At 44.9% G+C, this 21302-nt stretch carries 19 protein-coding genes; 12 read left to right on the top strand and 7 right to left on the bottom strand.

The window, feature by feature from the left end:
• Both RIG66_RS01035 and RIG66_RS01040 read left to right on the top strand, forming a co-directional pair.
• On the top strand, positions 1-189 hold a 189-nt coding region (locus tag RIG66_RS01035), incomplete at its 5' end, for a transposase (protein ID WP_446374371.1).
• Positions 190-2964 (top strand): WD40 repeat domain-containing protein, encoded by a 2775-nt coding sequence (locus RIG66_RS01040; protein ID WP_446374374.1) that lies wholly within the window; start codon positions 190-192, stop codon positions 2962-2964. It abuts the gene before it with no gap.
• Positions 2965-3079: 115 nt separating this feature from the next.
• Here the strand turns inward: RIG66_RS01040 and RIG66_RS01045 are convergent, their stop codons facing one another.
• The 5 genes from RIG66_RS01045 to RIG66_RS01065 form a co-directional block, all read right to left on the bottom strand.
• Entirely contained in the window at positions 3080-3697 is a 618-nt protein-coding gene (locus tag RIG66_RS01045; protein ID WP_446374376.1) for a Uma2 family endonuclease, read from the bottom strand.
• A 59-nt stretch (positions 3698-3756) separates the two neighbouring features.
• Positions 3757-4617 (bottom strand): DNA-formamidopyrimidine glycosylase, encoded by an 861-nt coding sequence (locus RIG66_RS01050; protein WP_446374378.1) that lies wholly within the window; start codon positions 4615-4617, stop codon positions 3757-3759.
• A gap of 22 nt (positions 4618-4639) precedes the next feature.
• Complete coding sequence (locus RIG66_RS01055) at positions 4640-4855, bottom strand: photosystem I reaction center subunit IV (protein WP_446369886.1); 216 nt, start codon at positions 4853-4855, stop codon at positions 4640-4642.
• A gap of 232 nt (positions 4856-5087) precedes the next feature.
• Positions 5088-5249, bottom strand: coding sequence for a hypothetical protein (locus RIG66_RS01060; RefSeq protein ID WP_446374380.1), 162 nt, complete (start codon positions 5247-5249; stop codon positions 5088-5090).
• A complete protein-coding gene (locus RIG66_RS01065) occupies positions 5237-5893 on the bottom strand; it encodes a DUF6391 domain-containing protein (protein ID WP_446374382.1) in 657 nt (218 codons plus the stop codon). Before RIG66_RS01065 ends, RIG66_RS01060 begins: the two co-directional genes overlap by 13 nt.
• Before the next feature lie 463 nt (positions 5894-6356).
• Here RIG66_RS01065 and RIG66_RS01070 point away from each other — a divergent pair, with 463 nt between their 5' ends.
• The 3 genes from RIG66_RS01070 to RIG66_RS01080 all read left to right on the top strand — a co-directional run bounded on the left by RIG66_RS01070 (position 6357) and on the right by RIG66_RS01080 (position 10429).
• Positions 6357-8174 carry a serine/threonine protein kinase gene (locus RIG66_RS01070; protein WP_446374384.1) on the top strand — a complete coding sequence of 606 codons (1818 nt, stop codon included), beginning with the start codon at positions 6357-6359 and terminating at the stop codon, positions 8172-8174.
• Positions 8175-8290: 116 nt separating this feature from the next.
• Entirely contained in the window at positions 8291-9061 is a 771-nt protein-coding gene (locus RIG66_RS01075; RefSeq protein WP_446374424.1) for a tRNA(His) guanylyltransferase Thg1 family protein, read from the top strand.
• 42 nt (positions 9062-9103) lie between these two features.
• A complete protein-coding gene (locus RIG66_RS01080; RefSeq protein ID WP_446374386.1) occupies positions 9104-10429 on the top strand; it encodes an ATP-binding protein in 1326 nt (441 codons plus the stop codon).
• Between the two features lie 233 nt (positions 10430-10662).
• Here the strand turns inward: RIG66_RS01080 and RIG66_RS01085 are convergent, their stop codons facing one another.
• Positions 10663-10803 (bottom strand): hypothetical protein, encoded by a 141-nt coding sequence (locus tag RIG66_RS01085; RefSeq protein WP_446374388.1) that lies wholly within the window; start codon positions 10801-10803, stop codon positions 10663-10665.
• Between the two features lie 294 nt (positions 10804-11097).
• Here RIG66_RS01085 and RIG66_RS01090 point away from each other — a divergent pair, with 294 nt between their 5' ends.
• From RIG66_RS01090 to RIG66_RS01110, 5 genes are all read left to right on the top strand, one after another.
• Positions 11098-13056: a tetratricopeptide repeat protein gene (locus tag RIG66_RS01090; RefSeq protein ID WP_446374390.1), complete on the top strand. Its 1959-nt coding sequence runs from the start codon at positions 11098-11100 to the stop codon at positions 13054-13056.
• A 34-nt stretch (positions 13057-13090) separates the two neighbouring features.
• Complete coding sequence (locus tag RIG66_RS01095; RefSeq protein WP_446374392.1) at positions 13091-13633, top strand: 1,2-dihydroxy-3-keto-5-methylthiopentene dioxygenase; 543 nt, start codon at positions 13091-13093, stop codon at positions 13631-13633.
• Positions 13634-13888: 255 nt separating this feature from the next.
• On the top strand, positions 13889-17074 hold the full coding sequence (locus RIG66_RS01100; RefSeq protein ID WP_446374394.1) for a DEAD/DEAH box helicase: 3186 nt from the start codon (positions 13889-13891) through the stop codon (positions 17072-17074).
• Between the two features lie 80 nt (positions 17075-17154).
• A complete protein-coding gene (locus RIG66_RS01105; RefSeq protein WP_446374396.1) occupies positions 17155-17994 on the top strand; it encodes an SWIM zinc finger family protein in 840 nt (279 codons plus the stop codon).
• A gap of 492 nt (positions 17995-18486) precedes the next feature.
• Positions 18487-18936, top strand: coding sequence for an REP-associated tyrosine transposase (locus tag RIG66_RS01110; protein WP_446374398.1), 450 nt, complete (start codon positions 18487-18489; stop codon positions 18934-18936).
• 60 nt (positions 18937-18996) lie between these two features.
• On the opposite strand, the gene RIG66_RS01115 is transcribed toward RIG66_RS01110, so the two are convergent.
• Positions 18997-20022, bottom strand: a complete 1026-nt coding sequence (locus RIG66_RS01115; protein ID WP_446374400.1) for a hypothetical protein — start codon at positions 20020-20022, stop codon at positions 18997-18999.
• Positions 20023-20233: 211 nt separating this feature from the next.
• On the opposite strand from RIG66_RS01115, the gene RIG66_RS01120 reads away from it, so the two are divergent.
• A complete protein-coding gene (locus RIG66_RS01120; protein ID WP_446374402.1) occupies positions 20234-20971 on the top strand; it encodes a DUF4230 domain-containing protein in 738 nt (245 codons plus the stop codon).
• Complete coding sequence (locus RIG66_RS01125) at positions 20971-21144, top strand: hypothetical protein (RefSeq protein WP_446374404.1); 174 nt, start codon at positions 20971-20973, stop codon at positions 21142-21144. The genes RIG66_RS01120 and RIG66_RS01125 overlap by 1 nt, the downstream gene beginning before the upstream one ends.
• Positions 21145-21302 lie beyond the last annotated feature (158 nt).

Raw genomic sequence — 21302 nt, forward strand, 5'->3', positions numbered from 1 at the left:
GAGTATAGTCCAGATTATAACTTAATTGAATTAGTCTGGCATTCAGCAAAAGAATATATTGCTAATCGGCTTTTTGAATCCATTGAAGAGTTAGAATCTTTGTTGCATCAACTTTTAAATGAAGACAAGCTAGTTATTAACTGGGGACGCAAACTGAAAAATAAGGGTAATGCTCTTATCACAGTTTAAATGCATGACAGCTTACCAGATATTGAAGCAGGTAAACCTGTGGATATGTCCAGGGTTTATTTGTATGCGGTACGGCGCAAGATGGAACGAGATATTAAAGCCGAACGCACGTTTACATCGTTGGCAGATAAGCTTTATTTTCTCTGTGAGTTGGCGTGGGAGATGTTGTCAACGGATCAGATGAGTCTCAATTATCGGCAATTTCCTGATCGCATTCGTCGGTTATTTGGTTCAGTGGTTCAGGAGGAAAAGGATTTAGACCATTGGCATTATGACATGATGGGGCAATCGATGCTAGTTCGGAATGCGGATGGCGATTATACTCCAGCACATCGTTCGCTATTGGAATTTTTTGTGGCGTATAAGTTTGCTGCTGAGTTGGGGGTATTGGCGGCTGATCTTACTAAGTTGGCTCAAGCCCAATCTGATATTAATGCAAGTGCTACGCCTGAAAATTATACCTGGTCATCTTATTTTCATCGTCAGATAAATGAGGCGGGGACGATGATTCCCATTGCGCCGTTAAAGGGATTTAAGAGTGAGCCATTATCGCATTTACGCCAGACATTAGGACAAGCAAAGTTGACGAAGGCGGTGATGGATTTGATTATACCGATGGTTGACCTAACCCCCAAAGATCAATCGCCGCTTCTGGAAATTCTGGAAGCGACTAGGGGTAAAAGTGAAAATGAAGTGGGATATGTTGGGGGAAACGCAGCGACGCTACAGGTGAAGGTGGCTCAGTGGGAATTGGCAGGTAAAGATCTCAGTCGCGCAGTTATTAAAGGCGCTGACTTTACAAGTGTCAGTCTGCGCCGTGTTAATTTTACTGAGGCGAATCTGGCTGATTCTGTTTTTACTAAAGTCTTGAGTAGCTTTGCATCCTTGGCATTTAGCCCAGATGGTAAATGGCTAGCGACGGGTGATAGTGATGGCATGGTTCGCTTGTGGGAAGCTGCGAGTGGCAAAGAAATTTTGAGCTGCAAAGGACATAACAGTTGGGTATACTCCGTAGCTTTCAGTCCTGATGGTCAAATTCTTGCTAGTGGTAGTATTGACAATCTGGTAAGGCTGTGGAGTGCTAGCAGTGGTGAATGCCTCAAAACCTTACAATGTCATACTGATGTGGTACGTTCATTTGCCTTTAGTCCTGATGGTCAGATTCTTGCGAGTGGTAGTGCAGACAATCTAGTCAAGCTATGGAGTGTCAGCAGTGGTAAATGTCTCAAAACCCTAAAAGGTCATACTGGTCGAATATACTCCGTAGCTTTTAGTCCTGATGGTCAGATTTTTGCAAGTGGTAGTATCGACAATCTGGTTAGATTATGGAGTGTTAGCAGTGGTGAATGCCTCAAAACCCTGCAAGGTCATACTGATCGAGTATGGTCAGTTGCCTTTAGTCCATCGGGTGAGATACTTGCCAGTGGTAGTGATGACCAAATGGTAAGACTATGGAATGTTCAGACAGGTCAGTGTCTGAACATACTGACAGGACATACAAATCGGATACGTTCACTTACCTTCAGTCCTGACGGTCAGACTCTTGCTAGTGGGAGTTATGATGCAACAGTGAGACTATGGAATATCAGCAATGGTGAATGTCTCAAAACCTTACAGGCACATACCAATTCGATATTATCAGTTACCTTCAGTCCATCAGGTGAAATACTTGCCAGTGGTAGTGATGACCAGACGGTGAAGCTATGGGATGTTAGCACTGGCGAGTGTCTGAGAATCTTGCAGGGACATATCAATCCGGTGCATTCCGTCGCCTTCAGTCCAGACGATAAAATACTTGCTAGTGGGAGTGATAACGGAATGTTGACGCTATGGGATGTTAATGATAACAGCTTCATAGTAAGTCTAAGTTATACAAATCCGGTACATTCGGTTGCCTTCAGTCCAGACGGTAAAATACTTGCCAGCGGGAGTGATAACGGAATGTTGACACTATGGGATATTATTAATACTCTCATGTTTCAGCCCCCCTTAAAAGAGCTAACGGACGAAATTGTCATACATCACCGCAAAACTCTTCAGGGGCATACAAATTTAGTGCATTCAGTTGCCTTTAGTCCAGACGGTAAAATACTTGCCAGCGGTAGTGATGACCAAACAGTTAAGTTATGGGATATTAACAGTCGTAAATGTATCAAAACGTTTCAAGGACATACAAATCTGGTGCATTCAGTTGCCTTTAGTCCAGACGGTAAAATCCTTGCTAGCGGGAGTTACGACCAAACAGTGAAGCTATGGGATGTTAGCAGTGGCAAATGTCTCAAAACCCTGCCTTGGCATCCTGAATGGGTACGAGCAGTTGCTTTTAGTCCAGATGGTAAAATACTTGCCAGTAGTTGCGATGATGGAATAGTTAGATTATGGGATATCAGTAGTGGTGAATCCCTGAGCAAGTTACAGGGGCATACCAATTCAGTATTATCAATCGCCTTTAATCCTGAAGGCAAAACACTCATCAGTGGGAGTGCCGATCAAACCCTTAGATTATGGGAGGTTCGTACTGGTGAGTGCTTAATCAATTTGCAGGGACATACCAGTGTAGTAGAATCAGTCGCCTTCAGTTCGGATGGAAAAATGGTTGCCAGTTGCAGTAAAGATGAGGCAATTAAACTTTGGGATGTTAACACAGGCAAATGCCTCCGAACTCTGACAGATAGACCTTATGAGGGCATGAATATTACAGGCGTTATAGGTTTAACCGAAGCCGAGAAAACCACACTCAAAACTTTAGGCGCAGTAGAACTAACACAAGATTAAGAATTTGGGAACCCGCGAAGGCGGGTTTTGTTTGTGTAGCTTCGGTTACCCTACGGGAAGCCGCTCCGCGTCTACAACCGCCCAGCCAGTAGGTTGGATTGAGGCTTAAACACCCTCACACCCCAGCACTGAAAATTTGATTAACCGTCAAATTAAACTCTGGAAAAGTTGCCGACACAATCCGCTCATCTCCTCGGAACTGCGTCACTTGGTACACACCATCAACGAGTTGATAAACCGAAAACGTCGGTTGCTTAGGATTACCAATATAACGCCTACCGCCTAATCCCAGATAGTCTAAAATCCAATACTCAGGAATGCCCATCGCCTCATAATCTTCCAATTTCAGGGCATAATCATCGCTCCAATTCGTGGAAACCACTTCTATAACCAAACGGATAGAAGTCCCAAACATAATGATAGATTCATTGTCCCAGCGAGGTTCGTTGTTCGCCACACCCATCTTATCTAAAACAATGACATCAGGTTCATAACTTGACTCGCGTCCAGGTTTAACCACACATGCTTTCGGTATAAAATAAGGCAGTTGAGACCGCCGAATTTCCAGGAACAGTTCCCCAGATGTAAACCCAGCGACTTCTGAATGTTTCCCCCTTGGTTTAGGTACTGCAATAATTACCCCGTCGTGCAATTCGTAGCGATACTCTGGATTCTCTGGATACCAGTCAATAAATTCGTCAAATGTTAATTGTTTTGGTATAGCTTGAATCATCGTCTCACAACCTTAGCAATACCTTAATCTTTCAATTCTTACACACCGGAACTGAAATCTTACTTGGTCGTTGGTGACTGGCAGCGCGGACAAAAATGAGACGAACGCCCGGACAACTTAATCCTCTCAATTGGGGTCTCACAGACGCGACAAGGCTTTCCTGTGCGACCATAGACCCAAGCGACTCCACTGTAGTTGCCATTGACACCCTGGACATTGAGGAAGCTGCTGAAGGTTGTGCCACCCGCCTCAATGCCCGCTTTTAACACTTGAATAATCCCTTGGTGCAGACATTCAATTTGGTCTACACTTAATCGGGCGCAAACGGTTTGAGGATGAATCCCACTCACGAATAAGGCTTCATCAGCGTAGATATTCCCCACACCTGCAACCAGGGATTGGTCAAGGAGGGCGGTTTTGATCGAACGCTGAGACGTTTTCAGCTTCTGAGTCAAATACTCTGGAGAGAAAGCTTCTGAGAAGGGTTCAGGTCCTAAATTTTGCAATCCCGTGATAATGCGATCGCACGTTTCCCCAGGCGGCACCCACCACATCCGACCAAAGGTTCGTTGATCCACAAAGCGCAATTCCTGTCCTTGAGGAAAAAACAAGCGCACTCGCGTATGCTTCTGTAAGGGTTCCGTTTGCTGAATCCATAAAAGTTGCCCACTCATCCGCAGATGCACCCCTAACCACCCAGCATTCCCCTCTTCAGAGTGGCTAAGTTGAGCCAGCAGATATTTACCCCGTCGATGCCAATCGGTAATTCTCGTCTGCTTCACACCTTCCCAAAATGCCGCCACAGAAACAGGGTAGGCGATGGTGCGCGGGAGCAACACATCCCCACCCTGAATAGCCTGGGTACAAGTAATTTGCTTGAGACCCAGACGAATTGTTTCCACTTCCGGCAATTCAGGCACGGCTTCGGGTGATTCCGTTCCGTTACTTCTTCTTCTTCTTCCCTGGTGCCACGACTACCAGTTCGTTTTCAGCAAAGTTATTGGTATTAATGCCAGCATAGTTGACTTTATCGAAACGGACGATGACAGGATAGATAATGCCGCTCTTGTCTACGGTTGCTACCGTTCCGACATCGTTATACCAATAGGATTCTTTGCGTTTAATCCGAACTTTTGCGCCGCGTGTTACTTCTGCCATATCAATTTTTCCCTTACGAATCTAGTTTTACAGCGTACTACTGGATGAGGGGTGTCTGCTTACTCTTTATTTTAAGTTTTATTACAAAGATGGGTGGAGAAACGCCTTGTTTCCAGAGATAGAGAGAGATAGGGCAGATGCTGGGGGGCGAAAGCTGGTGGAGATGGGGAAGCGGGGGAAGCGGGGGAAGCGGGGGAAGCTGGGGAAGTTTATATGACCTGCTTCTGTTTCCCTACACCCCATACCCTACACCCGACACCCCATACCCGACACCCCATACCCGACACCCCATACCCGACACCCCATACCCGACACCCCATACCCGACACCCCACACCCCATACCCGACACCCCACACCCCATACCCCACACCCTTTTGAACCTAATCCCGCCATCGCACTTGTACGAAATAAGCAGGTCGTCCCCAGATATCGGAGGTATCGCTAATATCCTCAACAGCCAGATTAAAAGGAATCGCCGTGGTGAGGTAGCGTTGAGCCAGAATACCAATGTCAGGGGTAAGTTGGGTGGCTGTAGCGGTGGCTAGACCTAAACCAATCAGTTGTTCAATCGGACCACGGGGTAGGAGGAGATGAGCGCCGAGGGCTAATCCAGCCGTTAACATCATGCCAACGGAGAGATTCGTACCGCAACGAGGATGTACTGCTAAATTCCATTCCCCTTGGGTGAGACGATTCAACGCCAGAGGAACCGCACGTCTCAAGTCCGATACATTCACCTCACCATAGAGGTAAAATCCTTGTTCAGTAGATAAACCACCTAAAGTATCATTATCCATCTCATGCACGGTGGTAGCTGTACCCGCACGACTGCTACCAGGGCGTGACGTATAGTTGGCATTGGCTAAATCAGCCAAAACCCAAACCGTTGCATGTTCAAGAGCATGAACCTGACGCAACATTAACAGTTCTTTTAAGCCTGGTACGAAAGGCAGTTGCTTGAGTAAGTCTGTATCTTGACTGGGATAGGGTGTAGGAACGTTAAAATCCCACGTCTGAGCAGAAGTCGTATAAGTCATAGCAGGATGTACTCTCAAACTCGCCGATATTCTTTTCACTGTAGCGTTGGTTGTTGGAGAAGTCAGGAAAAATATACCATTGCTCCCAGACGTACCATGGCACGTCTCTACATTGCTTCCCCAGCTCCCTCTGCTCCTATAACGACGCGATACAATACCAGGTAAGCATCTAGACACCGTACATCTTAGTTCGTGCCTGTAACAAAGATTGGTGTCAATACTGCTTGGATAAGACTGATCCCCCCTAGTCCCCGGAGAATAAAAAGCATAAGCAACATCTGGCTTCCCTGTGTAAAAAAGTGAAGCCTCCTCTGGCTTCCCTGTCAAACCAAAACGAACCCTTCTTTAACTTTCACCTTTTGAAGAGAAAGGCAAGGGGGATCTATAAGGGAAGAGGGAGATCTGAATTTGACAGATGTGCCATGGCACGTCTCTAGCTAACGTTTGACGTTTGACTTACCTCATGAGTAATTTTCCAGACTTATCCAGCCACGGTTTCAGGGTTGTTCGAGAATTAGGTCATAATCGCGCCGGTGGGAGAGTCACCTACCTAGCGGTGCCAATTCCGCCCCTGACGTCAGAGGGAACGCTGAAAGAACCTGTTGTGATTAAACAGTTTCAGTTTGCCCAAAGTGAGGCACATTGGTCAGATTATGACGCCATCGAACGGGAAATTCAAGTGTTACGTGGCTTGAATCATCCAGGAATTCCCCGTTATTTGGATTCATTTCAAACTGAAACGGGGTTTTGTTTAGTCCAGGATTATAAAAAAGCCGCGTCTTTAGCGGTGCGGCGTAGTTTTGATCCGGCTGAGATTAAGCAAATTGCTGTTTCATTACTCAATATTCTCATTTATTTACAAAATCGCATTCCGCCAATTAGTCATCGGGATATTAAACCGGAAAATATCCTAGTTGATGATGAGTTGAATGTCTACCTGGTTGATTTTGGCTTGGCGCATATCGGCGGGAGTGAAATTGCCATGAGTAGTGTGGCGAAGGGGACAATTGGGTTCATTGCGCCGGAATTGCTGTTTAATCAACAAGTGAGTGAAGCTTCGGATCTCTATGGCTTAGGCGCAACGCTGATTTGTTTGCTCACAGGTATTGCTTCAACTGATATTAATCAGTTAATTGATGAAGACTATCGGATTAATTTTAAACATCGGGTTCCTCGGTTGAGTTTGCGGTGGATTGAGTGGCTGCAAAGGATAGTTGAACTGAAACCGAAAGACCGTTTTCTGGATGCAGAAACCGCTTTAGAGGCGCTGAACCCGATTTATGTGATTCGGGTGCCGGAGGTAAATCTCAATGTCCCGTGTTTGGAAGTCACGGCGAAGAAATTGGGGGGAAAGATAACCAAAAAGGTCATTTTGACGAACTCTGTTCCTGATACGGTATTAGAAAGCCGTTGGCAAATCGCTCCTCATTTGAGTGATCCGCCCCACACGCCTGATTTTCATGAATGGATTTACCTTGAACAAACTCATTTTGTCAGCAATCAAGTGCTGTGTAAAATTACCGTTGATACGCGCAAGCTGATGGCAAATAAGCTGTATGAACGGGAGATATTAATTCATAGTAATTCCCATCCGGAAACCCAAAGCTTAATGCTAAACGTGAAGACAGCACCTGTACCGATTCCGGCGAAGAAATTTCCCTATTTTTCAGTTGGATTATTAATTTTCTTTGCTGCTGCTGCAACTTGGGTTGAAGCCATGGCATGGGATGGTATTGTACGTCATAGTGGCACAGTCGGTGTTGCGATCGCAGTTTTCATTTCGGTGTTAGTGGCGGGATTGGGACTCGTGGCGGCGATTACGTCGGGGTGGATTAGTCAGGGGATGGCAAAGGTGCGATCGCGGTTTGGGGTTAAGGTGAAAGCCTTAGATACCGTAGCGGCTGTTTTTTTTGCGGGTGTCGCGGCGATATTTGTGGCACGATTTGGCGCTCAATTCCGAGCGACGGATATGGCAATTGCGGCATTTGCGGCGGTGGATGCGGTGGTATTTATGGCGGCGTTTGAAGGGGAAGGAGTTGCTCAAAGTTGTGTGCAACGGGGGTTTAGTCAAGGGTTGGCGTTTGGGGTTTCTGTCTTATCCGCCGCCTTGGGAATTAGTTTAGGAATGGCTTTAAAGTTAGGGGTAGTTAATGGGATGGTTTTGGGGGCAATTTTAGGCACAGGTTTTCCTTTAGCTACGTTAATTTTATATCCCCCATTGGATCGGGCGAAACGGATTGCCCGTTATCGCAAATTTGAGCGGAATTTAATTAAACCGTAATCCTTTTGTCACTTCCCCCTCATCCCCTAACCCCTTCTCCCACCGAGGGAGAAGGGGAACCATTACTCCCAGACGCTGCAAAAGCACGTCTCTACATCTCCCTAGAAATAACCGCTATGAAATTCGATGAACTGGATGCCAAAATGCGGGTTTATGAAACCGCCCATGATCACTGTGTTTTACCCGGATTATATATGATAGCGCGGTTAGATGGGCGCGGGTTTACTCGGTTAACGCGGGAGGTGCATCCATTTTCAGCCCCCTTTGATCAACGGTTTCGAGATGCGATGATTCTCACCGTAGAACATCTAATGAATTGCGGGTTAAAGGTTATCTATGGATATACTCAAAGTGACGAAATATCCCTGCTTTTTGATGTCGCTGAATCTGCCTTTAATCGTAAATTACGCAAGCTGAACTCTGTGTTAGCTGGAGAAGCCAGTGCGAAATTTTCATTGATATTGGGGACAGTGGCGTGTTTTGATTGTCGCCTTTCTCAATTACCGACAATCGAAACAGTGGTTGATTATTTTCGTTGGCGACAAGAAGATGCCCACAGAAATGCGTTAAACTCTCATAGTTATTGGTGTTTGCGGAATGATGGCAAAACTGCCCGACAAGCCACAGCGAGGTTAGAACGGTTATCGGTGGCGGATAAGAATGAATTGTTATTCCAGCATGGGATTAATTTTAATCATCTACCGAATTGGCATAAACGAGGGGTAGGATTATATTGGGAAACCTATCAAAAGCCGGGATTGAATCCCCTGACAGATGAGACAACCGAAGCCACGAGAAAACGGATTCGACAGGAGTTCAATCTACCGATGAAAGACCAATATAGTCAGTTTATTCGCGATTTGTTAAGGGAAATTAATCCGTCTTAGGTTAGACGAACGGTATCAATGACATAAGACAAATGACCAACCATGAACGATTTCCAGATATTAAAACGAATTTTTAATGCCTTTGACCCCTTTCGCCCCTTACCCCCTGGTGATCCAACTTACGTGGATTGTGAAGAGGTGCGGGGCGATTGTGATATTTTAATTGAATTAGGGCGATCCATTTTATTATCAGATAGAGTTACCTGCAATCTCTATGCCGGACATCGGGGGGCGGGAAAATCAACGGAATTGCTGCGGCTGAAAGCTGACTTGGAACAGCAGAAGTATTATGTAGTGTACTTTGCCGCTGATGATGAGGATATTGACCCAGAAGATGCCCAATATACGGATATTTTATTGGCGTGTACGCGGCGGTTATTAGAAGCGTTGAAAGATAATGCTAAACCTGACCCGTTATTGAATTGGTTGAAATATCGCTGGGGTTCCTTAAAAGACTTGGCGCTAACCGACGTTAAATTTGAGAGTTTGAATCTGGAATCGCAGATGTTACAATTTGCCAAATTAACCGCCAATTTAAGAGCGGTTCCCAGTACGCGGCAAAAGATTCGAGAACAGGTGGATGCGAATACCGTCTCCTTGATTGAGGCATTAAATGAGTTTATCACTGATGCCAAGCACAATTTACCCTGGGGTTGTTCCGAATTAGTCGTAATTGCCGATAACTTAGATCGGATTGTGCCGATTTATGAACCCAACGGGAAACGCAGTAATCATGATGAGATTTTTATTGACCGTTGTGAACAACTGAGTAAATTAAATTGTCATACCATTTATACTGTGCCGATTTCTATGGTTTATTCAGATCGAGGAACTGTGTTAGAAGATCGGTACAGTAAAGCACAAGTATTACCGATGATCATGGTACGCCAACCCACAGGCGAACCCTATACCAAAGGGATTGACAAGTTAAAGGAATTAATTGATAAACGCATTCGCCATAGTGTGCCGGATTTAACCCTGGAACAAGTATTTGAGGATACCAATACCGTCGAACAAGTCTGTTTAATTAGTGGCGGTCATGTGCGAAACTTAATGCTATTAATGAAAACCAGTTTACAGCGCAGTCCTCGTTTACCTATTGCCAAGAAAGCTGTGCGTCGGGCGATTACCGAATTGCGAGAAACCTATCGCACAGCGGTGAATGAACCGGAATGGATGATGTTGGCACAAGTTGCCAAAACCAAACAGATGCCGAATCAAGATGAATATCGCAAACTGTTATTTAATCGCTGTATTTTAGAATATCGATATTTAGATGAAGGGGGAGAGATTAAAGTTTGGCATGATGTGCATCCGTTAATTTATGGAATTGAGCGTTTTCAATCCGCATTGAATCAACTTTTGTAGTTTGTAGTAATGGCTTTAGCCTATCATCGTATCGCAGAGCAGGTATTCATTGGTGTTAACTTAACGTTGCAATCCTAAATAATAAATCCCCCCTAGCCCCCCTTCGTAAGGGGGGAACAAGAAACAAGAAAAAGGGAAACCATGAAATTACTCAAAACTATTTTTTGGAAACAACAATTAGCGAGTAGGGTGGGTTAGGCGGAATCTAATTGGCGTGATAATCCTTTAATGAACTATCCGCCGTAACCCACCGATATAAGTTCTGGATTCATTTGAACGGAACAGAAGATAAAGCTGGATAGGTTATTGCCTAAAAACATCGTAGCCCGTAGGGTGGGTAATGCCCACCTGATATTTTGGTAAAATAGTGGCATAAATTTGACAATTAAACCGGGCGCACGTCGGTCATCCGTGTCAACTTAAGGTAGAAAACCAATGCTGGTAAGGTTTTAAGCTGTGTCTATCTACTCCTTGACATTTTCCGCCTCATCCCCTAACCCCAACTCCGGACCTGGGGAGAAGGGGAACCGGATTCTCTTACTCCCCTCTTGCTCCCCTCTCCCAAGCTTGGGAGAGGGGCTGGGGGTGAGGGGTTGAGCTTAAGTTGACACCAATGCACGTCGGTGCGCCCCTACGGTTTCTGAACAGAATATATCAGCATCACAGCAATGATCCGAAACCTGACCGAATGGGATGAAGACGACAAGGGCGACGCCGAGGACGAATATGAAGCCCTGCGGCGTTCTTTGAGTTGGACAGAAGGGTTTGGTTTGCTGTTTGTTGATTGTACTCCCGCCACAGCCGAGAAATTAATTAAGGATATCAAGCAGGATTTACCGCAAAAAATAATCGAGGTTTTACGTCTTACCGAACCGATTGAGAATCTCTATACCGAAATTGCCGCGTTACCGAATCGGGATAGTATCGATATCTTATTTATTCAAGGGTTAGAGCATTCGATTTATGACTATGAAAAGACAATCAAAGATAATACAGAACGCCACAACTATTCATTGTTTTCTGTGCCGCGTTTATTAGGATATCTGAACCTACAGCGAGAATCATTTCGCGACCATTTTAATATCTGTTTTGTCTTTCTCCTGCCTAAATTTGCCCTCACTTATTTCAACCGCCGCGCCCCCGACTTCTTTGACTGGCGTTCTGGCTTGTTTAAATTGGAGAATCGAGGTGAGTTTGCTTTAGCAGAATTATCCCAAGGAGAAGATGAGTTTTGGTGGAACCAAGGGTATCAGCAAGCTATGGCTGGGGATTTGGTAGACGCAATTGTTTGCTGGGAAAAAGCGTTAGATATTGCCCCGGATTCCTACATCGCTTGGCACGCCAGAGGTATTACCCTAGATGCGTTAGGACGATTTGAGGAAGCAATCGCGAGCTACGATAAAGCCTTACAATTTAAACCGGATGACCCTGAAGCCTGGAACAACCGGGGTATGACCCTATTTAAGTTAGGAAGATTTGAAGAAGCGATCGCTAGCTACGATAAAGCCTTACAATTTAAACCGGATGACCCTGAAGCCTGGAACAACCGGGGTATTGCCCTATTTAAGTTAGGAAGATTTGAAGAAGCGATCGCTAGCTACGATAAAGCCTTACAATTTAAACCTGATAAAGATGAAGCCTGGAACAACCGGGGTTTTGCCCTAGATGAGTTAGGAAGATTAGAGGAAGCGATCGCTAGCTACGATAAAGCCTTACAATTTAAACCGGATAAACATGAAGCCTGGAACAACCGGGGTATTGCCCTATTTAATTTAGGACAATTAGAGGAAGCGATCGCTAGCTACAATAAAGCCTTACAATTTAAACCGGATAAAGATGAAGCCTGGTACAACCGGGGTATTGCCCTATTTAATTTAGGACAATTAGAGGAAGCGATCGCTAGCTACAATAAAGCCTTACAATTTAAACCTGATAAAGATGAAGCCTGGTACAACCGGGGTATTGCCCTATTTAATTTAGGACAATTAGAGGAAGCGATCGCTAGCTATGATAAAGCCTTACAATTTAAACCTGATTACCCTGAAGCCTGGTACAACCGGGGTAATGCCCTATTTAAGTTAGGAAGATTTGAAGAAGCGATCGCTAGCTACGATAAAGCCTTACAATTTAAACCTGATTACCCTGAAGCCTGGTACAACCGGGGTATTGCCCTATCTGATTTAGGAAGATTTGAAGAAGCGATCGCTAGCTACGATAAAGCCTTACAATTTAAACCTGATTACCATCAAGCCTGGTACAAACGGGGTAATGCCCTATTTAAGTTAGGAAGATTAGAGGAAGCGATCGCTAGCTATGATAAAGCTTTACAATTTAAACCTGATAAAGATGAAGCCTGGAACAACCGGGGTTTTGCCCTAGATGAGTTAGGAAGATTTGAAGAAGCGATCGCTAGCTACGATAAAGCCTTACAATTCAAACCTGATCAACATGAACATTGGTACAACCGGGGTATTGCCCTATTTAAGTTAGGAAGATTAGAAGAAGCGATCGCTAGCTACGATAAAGCTTTACAATTTAAACTTAATAAACATGAACCTTGGCACAAAAAAGCTTACTGGTATGCTTTAAGGTTTATTTTTAAATTAGTGTTTTATATATTAAAATAATATTTTATCACCCCTGAATAAATTCACTGATACTATGGCAATCTTACAACTTCAAGATGGTACAACCTACACTCAACTCGACGACATTACCCAGGAATTAGCCGCCCTGAATGTGAAACTCAATCATTGGTCAGTTGGCGATAATCCAGAGATTCGCCGCCTGTTGGCGCAAGATTCTTTAACTGATGAAGAAAAGGAACAAATCCTACAAGCGCTGGATAACTATTTTGAACACCTGAAACAAACCGCAGGTTATCAGTCTCGCGATTTAATTGTACTGCATCCCGATATCCCCAATCTGGACACAATGCTATCTAAATTTGACCGTTGTCATTACCACACCGATGATGAAGTGCGCTACATTGTCGCGGGTGAAGGGGTGTTTGGTTTTGTGCGTCCCGATGGTTCCCAGGTGGAATTAACCGTGCAGCCTGAAGAATATATTAATGTCCCGGCGAATACGGAACATTGGTTTCATTTAACGCCATCTCGACGGGTGAAAGCGGTGCGCTATTTCACGACAACAGAAGGGTGGGTTCCGGAATATACGGGGACGGAAATCAATTTTGAGGCGTAAATTTCGCCCCGGTATGGACATAGCACACCTAATTTTATGGATTAAAATTTCATCCGGAAACCGCAGGGGCGCACTGACGTGCGCCCTTTGCCGATGTGCGTCCTTTGCCGTTGAAGTGCGGAATGTGGGCTTACGATTTCCTAATGCTCATTTCAGTGCCATTATCCTTAATACTGTTTATTGATAATACCGCTCCCAATTTGGTATCATTCCCTCAACCGTTACGTTCCAACCTAACCCAGTCAGCATCTCGTCATGAAAATTCTCCATGGCACCTGGATTCCCCAAACCTCTGACGCATTCATCCAAACGGGCGCGTTTTACCTGTGGGTGGAAACGGAGACCCCTTCTCCCCAGAAAACTGCCCACCGCAATACGCATCCGGCTCAATTAACCCAAGCGGATTTAACCAACCTTCTGGTGAACGAACTCGGCGTTTCCCCAACGTCATCTAACCCGATTCAGGATCAGATTACCCCCCAATACTTTATTCTGCCCACAACTCACGGACAACCCCTTCCGTCACCGGAATTAAGCCGCTATCTGGAAATTGAATTGCCAGAATCTGTGGAGTGGCATATCTGGACAATTGATTGTTATCAGATTAGCCCGGTTCACCAAACATCTGGACGTAAATCTGGCGCAATCGCCCCCGTGATTAAATGCTTAAATGACCTGCATTTTATTGCCCTCTACAATCCCGCAGAACTGCAACTGGGGTCTGATTTACTCTTTTGGTATCACTACACCCAGTCCTTTAAACAAGTTATCCTCAAAGACCAATATATTCCAGCGCTGAAATACAGAGAATTACCCCCACCCAAAAGCAAACGTAAACGCAGCGCCAAAACTCAGTTATTTGAACTTTATCCAGGTTGGCAAATTATATCGGATCACTATGAAGAGATAATTGACTATTATCAAGACTATATGCCCCTTGCTTGTGTATCCGGTTACGCCAGTCCCCCCGAACCGATCGAATTTTACGCCAAAGAAACGTTACTGCGCCATTTTTCTGAATGTTTGCTGACGGAGATTGTCACCAATACCCCAATCCCGGCTGTTTTGGATAAAAGAATTAATCATTCTCTGATTACCGATTGCCTCTATTCCTCACAAACTCCCCTAGCCCAAGCCCCTGAACGGGCATTAGATCTCTATAAACAATGGTCAAGTTGGAAACAACAGATTAGGGGAGGATCTGATACCTCCACCTTCCATCTTTGTTTTCAATTAGAAGACCCAGCAGCAGAGTCTTCAGACTCCTGGCAGATTCAGTTTGTCGTCGCCTCTAAAAAAGACCCATCCCTGAAACTGGCAATTGCCGACTATTGGACTCTAACTAAAAAAAAGAAAGCCACAGTTTATCAACAATTTGGTCAAGAGTTCGAGAAAACCTTACTCTTAAATCTCGGTTATGCTGCCCGGATTTATCCGGAAATTTGGCGCGGTTTGGAAACCGACCAACCCACAGGGTTAAACCTTACCTTAGAAGAGGCATTCACCTTTCTCAAAGAACAAGCGTGGGTGCTAGAAGATGCCGGATATAAAGTCATTATTCCCGCTTGGTGGACTCCCTCCGGGCGTCAACGTGCCAAGCTGCGCCTCAAAGCTTCCCCGAAAACCTCTCAATCTACAAAAGCGGCGAGTAAGGGTTATTTTAATCTGGATACCATTATTCAATATCACTACCAACTCTCCATCGGTGGTCAAGTCGTTACCCCCCAGGAATGGCAACAGTTAGTGGCGGCAAAAACGCCCTTAGTCCAGTTTCGAGGTCAGTGGATTGAACTGGATAAAAATAAGATGCAGCAAATGCTGAACTTTTGGCAATCCCACCAGGAAGAAACGGCGGAAATGACACTGCTGGAGTTGCTCAAGAAAACCAGCGAAGCTGACACAGAGATAGAAGTCGAACATGATGCTATCTTAGGTCAAATGATGGCATGCTTGAATAACCCCAGCCGACTGGAACCGATTGACAATCCTGCCCAATTAAAAGGAACATTAAGGGAGTATCAAAAACGCGGTGTATCTTGGCTGCAATATTTAGAACAATTGGGACTTAATGGCTGTCTAGCCGATGATATGGGCTTGGGTAAGTCGATTCAGATTATTGCCCAGTTAGTCAAGGAACGGGAAACCGAGTCTTCGGTATCCCCTACCCTGTTAATTGCGCCAACTTCTGTGGTGGGGAATTGGCAAAAAGAGATTGAAAAATTTGCTCCTCATTTGCGTACCTTAGTGCATCATGGCAGTAACCGAATTAAAACCGAAAAGGAGTTTAAATCAGCTAGCCAAACCCTTGATGTAATCATTACCTCATTCACCCTCGCCCGCAAAGACGAAAAACTGTTTAAACGTGTAACTTGGCACCGTTTAGTTCTCGATGAAGCCCAAAACATTAAAAATCCCAAAGCCGCCCAAACCAAAGCGATTCTCAAATTACCCGCCCATCACCGTGTAGCGTTAACCGGAACCCCAATAGAAAACCGTTTATTAGACCTTTGGTCAATCTTCAACTTTCTCAATCCGGGCTATTTAGGCAAACAAGCCCAGTTTCGTAAGGCTTTTGAACTGCCGATTCAAAAAGACAATAACCGCCGACAATCGACGGTGTTAAAGCAGTTAGTTCAACCGTTGATTCTACGACGAGTGAAGACAGACAAACAGATTATTAAAGATTTACCGGATAAACTTGAACACAAACAGTATTGTCAGCTTACCCAAGAACAAGCCTCCTTGTATGAAGCCGTAGTCAAAGATGTGGAGGCAAAACTGGAAGACGCCGAAGGAATAAACCGCAAAGGGTTAATTTTGTCAACCCTACTGAAACTGAAACAAGTTTGTAATCATCCAGCCCAGTTTCTCCAAGATAACAGCGAATTCTCGCCCACGCGATCGCATAAATTAGAACGCCTGATCGAAATGATTGAGGAGGTGAATGCGGAAGGGGAAAGTTTACTTGTTTTTACCCAATTTACGGACATTGGTAGCGCCCTAACTAACTATCTGAAACAGACCTTGCATTACAACACCTATTATATTCATGGCGGCATCAGTCGGACAAAACGAGAGCAAATGATTACGGCGTTTCAAGACCCTGATACGGAACCCTCGGCGTTTATTTTATCCCTGAAAGCCGGGGGTGTCGGCATCACCTTAACTAAAGCCAACCACGTTTTCCATTTTGACCGTTGGTGGAACCCCGCCGTTGAAGATCAAGCCACTGACCGCGCTTTCCGGATTGGTCAAAAGAAGAATGTTTTTGTGCATAAATTTGTGGCATTAGGTACATTAGAAGAACGGATTGATCAGATGATTGAAGAGAAGAAAAAATTGTCGGGGGCGATTGTCGGGGCGGATGAGTCATGGTTAACGGAACTGGATAATGAACGGTTTAAACAGTTGATTGCTTTGAATAAAGCCGCTATTTTATAAAGTTAGGAGGGGGAATTTGAGTTAATTTTGGTGGGCAATGTCCAGCCGACAAGTGCTATTAAACTGAGGAGTAATGCAGAATGTCTAGATTCAGCCGAACCTGGTGGGGCAAACGTTTTATTGATGCCTTAGAATCCTTTACCGACTCCGGTAGACTGGGACGAGGGCGTTCTTATGCCAGTGGGGGTAAGATTAAAGAGTATAAAATTATTCAGGGTAAAATAACCGCAAAAGTGAGGGGGTCAATTAATCCCTATTTTGGCGTTTATAACGAACCATTGTACACCACAACCATTGAAATAAAACCCATTTCAGCAGCATCTTGGTCAAAGGCGATCGCGAATTTGTCATCTAAGGCAAGTTTTGTCTCTAAATTGTTAATGAATGAGATGCCAGATAATATTGAAGAGGCATTTGCTGATGTCAACCTTCAATTGTTACCCAAAAGCCGTTCTGATTTTACCACCCATTGTTCCTGTCCCGACTGGTCAAATCCCTGTAAACATATCGCCGGGGTGTATTACTTAGTCGCCAACGAATTAGACGCCAACCCATTTTTACTCTTTGAACTCAGAGGTTTATCGCCAGAAAAGCTACAGCAAGAACTGGCTAAATCTCCATTAGGTCAAGTGTTATCCCAAGCCTTACAGGATCAGGAAGCCGCCATAGAACCTGCTCCATCTTACTATACCCAGCCGGAAAAAATGCCACCGCCATCATCTGTGAATCAGAAGGAGTTTTGGTTGGGAGAGAAACGATTACCCTCAATGGTGGAGGTGGATACAACTACGAATATTCCTGCCATTTTGATTAAAAAAGCCGGAGATATTCCACCCTTTTGGCATAAAGATAGTTCGTTTATTGAGGCAATGGAACAGGTGTATCAGCGAGTGCGGACTAAAAATAAAGAAAGCCTCTGAACAATGGGGTACTTTCGGTAGACTTGTTTGCGGCAAAAGTCCAGTCCGTTGCGAAATTCACGAAATTCCAGTTATCGTTCGTTATTGTTGTAGTGCGAGCATCTTGCTCGCTAAGTAGGGGCTGCTGAATAAGTGGTGAGGTGAGGGGAAGATGAGGGAGATGAAGGAGATGAGGGAGATGCTGCTTTTTAGGTAAAAGTGTAAGGTTTTATTCCCAATTTAAATACGTGATATTAGGATGAGTATACAAACGAAATTGATATCATTCCCAATTTAAATACGTGACAGCTTTTAATCCCGTTATAATAAAATTTTAAATCATGTTTATCCTATATTCCCATAGCGAGCGAGAATCCTATATTCCCATAGCGAGCGAGAATCCTATATTCCATAGCGAGCGAGAATCCTATATTCCATAGCGAGCGAGAATCCTATATTCCATAGCGAGCGAGACGCTCGCACTACGGGCTAATATAACAACAGGGAAATACAATGAAATTCAAAAAACCAATCCACAAATTAGAAATAGCAAAAGGCAGATACTTCATTACTTTTGTGACCTGGGAACGACTAGAACTAACCCCAAACGCTCGACAGGTTGTGCTAGAGGCTTGCCAATTCTTCCACAATCAACGATATCAGATATTTACTGGGGTTATTATGCCAGACCACGTACATCTACTGATTCAACCTTTCCTCAAAACTGAAACAGCATTTTGGTCAATTGGCAGTATTTTGCATAGTATCAAAAGTTATAGCGCAAAACAAATTCCCAAAGTCATGAAACATATTGGGAAAGTTTGGCAAGATGGAAGATATGATAAGCTGATGAGGGATGAAAAGGAATTCGAGCAGTTATGGGAGTATATTAGACAAAATCCGGTTAAGGCGGGATTGTCAAAGACTCCGGAGGATTATCCTTTCTTTTGGGAGATATTTTGAAGGAGTGCGAGCATCTTGCTCGCTACTAATACCCAATTTAAATGCATGACAGCTTATTCCTTACAAATGGGGGAATAACTTCAAAAAAGATTGCCGATAAAAATTCAAAACTCGTTGAGTATAAGCCGCCGTGGAACCCTGATTATATTGCTGGGGATCACCCGTCATCCACCAAGCCGCCGCTCGCTGTACCGCTACTGTCTCATTGTTACCACTCGCCTTATACTGTTCATTAAACACATCTCCCATCACACAAACTAAAATAGTACGGGCAGTCGCCGGACTCGCTGCAAAATCGGCGGGTGTTAATTCCTCTCCAATACATTGATTTGACCAACGGGGAATATTTTCTGGTTTAATTTGCCAATCACTGTAAAGTCCATCATTTTCGATTCCTGTTTGCGGTGCGGCGCGTCGTAATGCTTCCACTAAAGCAGCGACTTTTGTATCAGAAATCGCGTTATTAGCGGCGGAACGGGCGGCGGCTTGAGGCTGAGAGGCGGCTGACGATTGACTTTCCATCGGTTGAGCAGACGATGCTGGTTTTGCCGCCGAGGGAGTCGGGGTGGGTTGAACGGGAGTTTCAGGTTCTTGTGTCTGGGGATTGCGGCGTTGTTGTTGGTAATTTTTCAGCACATTCTGAATGTAAGTGTAGGTGTAAGAGTTTTCAGGAATGCTATTATATTGACTCCCATCCCCAGTCATCCACCAAGCCGCAGCCCGTTGTATTGCCACCGACTCATTATTATTACTGGCGCGATACTGCTCATTCAATACATCCCGCATCACGCAAACCAAAATAGCCCGCGCCGTAACCGGACTAGCTTCAAAATCGGTCGGTGAAAGTTCTCGTCCAATACATTGCTTTGACCACCGGGGAATGTTACCTGGTTTAATTTGCCAGTCGCTATAGAGTCCATCATCTGCCCTTCCCGTTTGCGGTGCGGCTAGTCGCAGGGCTTCCACAAGCGCTGAAACTTGAGCATCAGAGGCTTGAGCGTATACCGGGGAACTCCAGAATCCCAGAGAAAGTAACGCTGTACTCAGTAGGACTCGTTGAACTGGTTTAATGAATCTGAAACCCATGGCGACAACCCTTGTTTAGCTAAAGAAGTCAATCGTAGGCGTGGTTTTAGAATCAATTGTAGGGGTGGGTTTAGACATTAACGCTAGCTTACCCGCCAATAATTGTTCAACACAACCCGCCTTTATCTAATTGTAGGGGCTACGTTCTTCTGCCAAAGCGCTAATCTTATACTTAGAGACACCCAGACAGCCCGGTTGAAGGAGCAGTGCGATGAATAATCCATTTGACAAATATCAGATTAGTCCCCATAAGTTCGGGATACTGAGAAACCTGATGCTAATGACAACAGGCGCTACGGTAGTTATCGCCCTGATTTTTGGCATTGGGGTATGGCGAACTGGGTCTCGTTTTTTGGGACAAGTGACTAGCTTGTTTAGCACCCCTCAACCCGCACCTGAAGTTGATGTGCGCTCCTTGATTGTCCAGCAAGTGCGGGAGGCTAGCGACTTAACCACGGCGGTGTTTACGATGGAGGCGGTGGTTCCGACTCGTCAAGCTCGGACTTTAGCAGGGTATCCGATCGCAGAAACCACACTCCTTTATATTGCTTATGGTGAGGTGCGGGCTGGTGTCGATTTGGCAGAGTTAAAACCAGAAAATGTGCAAACTGTCAATGATACGTTGCAACTTCAACTGCCACCCCCCAAAATTTTAGATAGCAAAATTGACGTGAATCGGTCACAGGTGTATGACTACGATCGCGGATTCTTGGGATTAGGACCCGATACAGCACCCCAGTTGCAGATGTTGGCGCAACAAGAGACGTTGAAGAAAATTGTATTCAATGCCTGTGAGCAAGGGGTATTAGACAAAGCTAACGAACGCGCCGAACTCGTTGTGAGTCAGTTGTTGACGACAGCCGGATATAAACAGGTAGAGGTCAATACTCAATCCCCTGTACCTGGCACTTGTCAGTCGGCGGCGTTAGCCTCTCAGCCTGGTAATTGATGGAAGCTGGGGAAGCTGGGGAAGCTAGGGGAGCTGGGGAAGCTGGGGGAGCTGAGGGAGATGAGGGAGATGAGGGAGATGGGGAAGCAGAGGGAGAAGGGAGACAAAATTTCTATAGCCCATTACCCTGTTCCCTGTTCCCTATTCCCTGTTCCCTAACAAATGACAAATGACCAATTTTTTGTCCCAGAAGTCCCTCAGGAGGATTACGCTGGAATTAGAGGACTTGTAAATATACCAATGAAGATGCGTAGGGGTAGTATAAAACGTTACCAAAGGGAAGATTCGCTAATCCAGTCCAGGCAACAGCAGTCTACGCCATGCCATCAAT

The sequence above is a fragment of the Coleofasciculus sp. E2-BRE-01 genome, from assembly GCF_040221695.1.
In the GTDB taxonomy this organism is placed as follows: Bacteria; Cyanobacteriota; Cyanobacteriia; order Cyanobacteriales; family Coleofasciculaceae; genus Coleofasciculus.